Genomic DNA, 3,457 nt, shown 5'->3' with positions numbered 1-3,457 from the left:
TTCGCTCTTCCGTTTCTTCTACGGTTAACTTTTCGTTCCACAGAAACAGGGCATAAATAACGAACGGCAGCATTCTCTCGCGCAGTCGCTGTGCTGAAAACGTGGACAATGTTTTGGCGGAAGGCTCAAACAGTTGTTGTATATATAAGGCAGTGCTCTGGGCGTCCGGCCGCAGCGGTTCTTTAAGAACTTCATCGGATCTGCGCATACTCTCAATTTTGTCGCCTTCATAAACAAGCAGATCAAGCAGCGTTTCGCCCGAGAATTCTTTCTCCGTTTTTGTCAGCACGGCAATCGCCCGGTCAACAAGCAACCCGGTATTTTGAATGACATCTTCTTTTGTTATGTACGTAATTTTCTCATTATGGATGGTTTGATTAAGACGAATAAGCAGTTTGAGCAGCAGCTCATTTCTGGACCAGCCGCTTGCACGGGCGACTTCTCTCTCTAAAGTTAAACTCAGTTTGCCTGACAGCAGCTCAAGCATACTGCTTTTGTCGAGCAGTGCAAACAACAAACGCGCGGCCGGGTCAGGCAGGGACACAAGTGCATTGACAAATGCCTGTTTCTCCATGGTCGGCTCTCCTCTCCTACTGGCTTCACGAACCTATATGCATTTACTGTATCATAAGAAATCAACTTTACTTGGTTTAATTCACATTTTTGTCACATTCGACAAAATTAGAATAATATCCTTCTGAAAACGGTACAACAATTTGACAAACTTCACATGAAAAACATGGCATACTAAAGATGTTGTAACCACTCCTCTACTTTCGTCCCTGTCCTATACGGCAGGGATACTTTTTTGACCGAAAACGTAACATCCGTCACTGCCGCCGTCTGGCAGAGAAGATAAAATAATGTATAATGAAACAAGCACACCATCTGAAGGGAGTAAAAAGCAATGATGTCACAGACCCCTTATGAAGCTATCGGCGGTGAACAAACGATTCGCAAACTTGTAGCCGCATTTTATTCGCGGGTAGCGAATGATCCGCTGCTCAGCCCGATCTTCCCTGAAGATTTGACTTTGACCGAACAGAAGCAGTTTATGTTTCTGACGCAATTTCTGGGTGGAGAACCACTGTACAACAACATGTACGGGCACCCGATGATGCGGGCGCGGCATATGGCGTTTCAGGTAACGCCGCTGCGTGCGGAGCGCTGGTTAAAACTGATGAAAGAATCGATGGACGAAATCGGCATGGAAGGTCCTGCCCGGGAATACATGTATGAACGTCTGATTCAAGTGGCGCACCATATGGTAAATTCACCGGATGACGAAACGACCAAACATCTGGCTTCTTTATAAGAACAAAAAACACGGAGCGAATCGATGATTCCACTCCGTGTTTTTTGCATAGTTATCATTCTAACAGTCATACTAAAAAAGAAATCCGCAATACATCACTTCCTCATTTTAAAAAGGAGGATGAATGCAATGAACATGGCGGCTCTCATCGTAGGCATCGCTGCGGCTGTTACACTCGGCTATTATTTAATTCCGGTTTTCAGCCCGACACTTGCCGAACGATTAAAGATTGCGGAGGCAGAAAAGGCTCCTTCCGATTCTGAAACAGAACGGTAAGGAGCCTTCCGTTTTAGCCAAGCATAGCGATAATTTTGCGCACGTAATTTTGTGTTTCCTTAAACGGTGGAATTCCACCGTATTTCTTTACATTACCGGGACCTGCATTATAAGCGGCAAGCGCTAGCTTAATATTGCCGTCGTATTGCTCCAGAAGCGATTTCAAATACCGGGTGCCGCCATCGATATTCTCTTCGATACTAAACGGATTCTTCACGCCAAGCGCCGCGGCCGTGCCGGGCATTAGCTGCATAAGTCCCATGGCGCCCGCTTTGGAGCGAACCGTCGGATTAAACCGGCTCTCCTGATAGATAACGGCGCGCAGCAAATTCTCCTGAACACCGTATCGTTCGGCGGCAGCTGCAATCACCTTATCAATATCCGCTCGGCCCACTGAATTCGTTGCTGCCTGCGCGTATGGATTTACAGGGGGCACTATTTTACGCGCTGTAAAAGCCGCAGGGAGAGGAGTCCGTGCTTCCTGTAGAAGGTCTTGCGTCGCTTCTTCCGACATTGGCTGACCAACATCATCTGCCGCATGGGCAGATGCCGTCATCATCGCCATCATAAAACCAGCTGTAGAGCTTTGCCTGTTCGGATCAATGGTAAGTGCGGCCGCTTCGTCTTTGACCGCTGCCGCCAGCATATCGGCGAACGTACCGGCCTGTCCTCCCACCATCTCCTGTCCCAGCTTCTGCTTAAGTTTCGGATTCTTCTCGGCCATCGATAATATAATACTGTCTGCAAACCAGCTCGGCGAGACGACTTCCATCCTTGCATTCCCCTTCCCTTTCTTTCCATTCTTTCTTATTTTACCTCTTTTTTCCCCGGCAAAAAAGATATATTTTTACAGTGTCCATATTTTACACGTTCTCCTTTCAAATGTATACTTATATGGATACCATTGATACGTTAGCACTGGCGAGGTGGTCATTTTCTTACCTCAAACTACAAAATCATTTTGCAGAATCAAAGCATTTTAATATAGGAGGAATAGACTTGTTACTGGAAGAAATTAAAGGGCTTCACTTCGGCAACTTTTATCTGCAGCATTCGCAGCCAACCGATACCGCTCTCATTTATCATGATACAACCATTACATACGGTGAGTTGGACCGCTCCATCCGGCAGTATGCCACTTACCTTCAGCAAAACGGCATCCAGGCGGGCGATATAGTCGCACTGAGCTGCTATAATACGCCTGAATTTATTTACAGTTATTTTGCCATTACCCGCCTGGGTGCCATTGTGGTGCCGCTGAACCTGACACTCACCATGGAAGAAATTACATACATTATCCGCAACGCCAGCACGAAAGCCATGTTCGTGCACGAAAACATTCTCGCCAAGCTGCACGCCACACCAGAACAACTGAAGGTTGCACTCGGACTTGAGAATGTGTTCGTCATTAACCCGGATACCACAGCTGCCATTGCGGCGCTCGAGCCCGTGGAGATGATGGAAATGAACCCGGACTCCACGTCTACTCTTCTGTATACGTCAGGTACGACCGGAAAACCGAAGGGAGCCATGCTCAGCCACAAAAATCTGATGGCGAACACCGCTTCCTGCAACCGGATGCTTAAGCTGAATTCTAACGATACGTTCATGTGCGTGCTGCCGATGTTCCATACGTTCGGATTTACAACATCCGTTCTACTGCCGCTATACGCAGGGGCTGCCATCGTCATTCATGAAGCGTTCCATCCAAAGGAGATTATGCAGTCACTCGTACAAAACCGTGTAACCGTATTCTGCGGCGTACCGGCCATGTATGTCGTATTGGCACAGGCGCTTCGCTCCGGCAATGCGGAATTTCCTGACTTGCGGTTGGCCGTCTGCGGCGGCTCGCCGATGCCGGTGGAA

At 47.8% G+C, this 3,457-nt stretch carries 5 protein-coding genes; 3 read left to right on the top strand and 2 right to left on the bottom strand.

Annotated elements, in window-relative coordinates; genetic code table 11:
- Window positions 1-574 (bottom strand): hypothetical protein (locus B2899_RS08885; protein ID WP_286885165.1); only part of this gene is annotated, 574 nt, incomplete at its 3' end.
- A gap of 336 nt (window positions 575-910) precedes the next feature.
- Here B2899_RS08885 and B2899_RS08880 point away from each other — a divergent pair.
- Both B2899_RS08880 and B2899_RS08875 read left to right on the top strand, forming a co-directional pair.
- On the top strand, window positions 911-1,315 hold the full coding sequence (locus tag B2899_RS08880; RefSeq protein ID WP_146810943.1) for a globin: 405 nt from the start codon (window positions 911-913) through the stop codon (window positions 1,313-1,315).
- A 129-nt stretch (window positions 1,316-1,444) separates the two neighbouring features.
- A complete protein-coding gene (locus B2899_RS08875) occupies window positions 1,445-1,591 on the top strand; it encodes a hypothetical protein (protein WP_170230298.1) in 147 nt (48 codons plus the stop codon).
- 13 nt (window positions 1,592-1,604) lie between these two features.
- Here B2899_RS08875 and B2899_RS08870 read toward each other — a convergent pair whose 3' ends face one another.
- Window positions 1,605-2,363, bottom strand: a complete 759-nt coding sequence (locus B2899_RS08870; RefSeq protein ID WP_286885161.1) for a lytic transglycosylase domain-containing protein — start codon at window positions 2,361-2,363, stop codon at window positions 1,605-1,607.
- Between the two features lie 227 nt (window positions 2,364-2,590).
- Here B2899_RS08870 and B2899_RS08865 point away from each other — a divergent pair.
- The coding region (locus tag B2899_RS08865; protein WP_286885159.1) for an AMP-binding protein at window positions 2,591-3,457 on the top strand (867 nt) is incomplete at its 3' end.

The sequence above is a fragment of the Aneurinibacillus sp. UBA3580 genome (assembly GCF_002375825.1).
Classification (GTDB): domain Bacteria; phylum Bacillota; class Bacilli; order Aneurinibacillales; family Aneurinibacillaceae; genus Aneurinibacillus; species Aneurinibacillus danicus.
Note: the sequence above shows the minus strand (reverse complement) of the source record. Positions and strands in the feature narration are given on the sequence as shown.

Bases quoted from the DNA above. Each gene is read 5' to 3' on its own strand.
- B2899_RS08880 (WP_146810943.1), top strand. From the start codon at position 911: ATGTCACAGACCCCTTATGAAGCTATCGGCGGTGAACAAACGATTCGC.
- B2899_RS08875 (WP_170230298.1), top strand. From the start codon at position 1,445: ATGAACATGGCGGCTCTCATCGTAGGCATCGCTGCGGCTGTTACACTC.
- B2899_RS08870 (WP_286885161.1), bottom strand. From the start codon at position 2,363: ATGGAAGTCGTCTCGCCGAGCTGGTTTGCAGACAGTATTATATTATCG.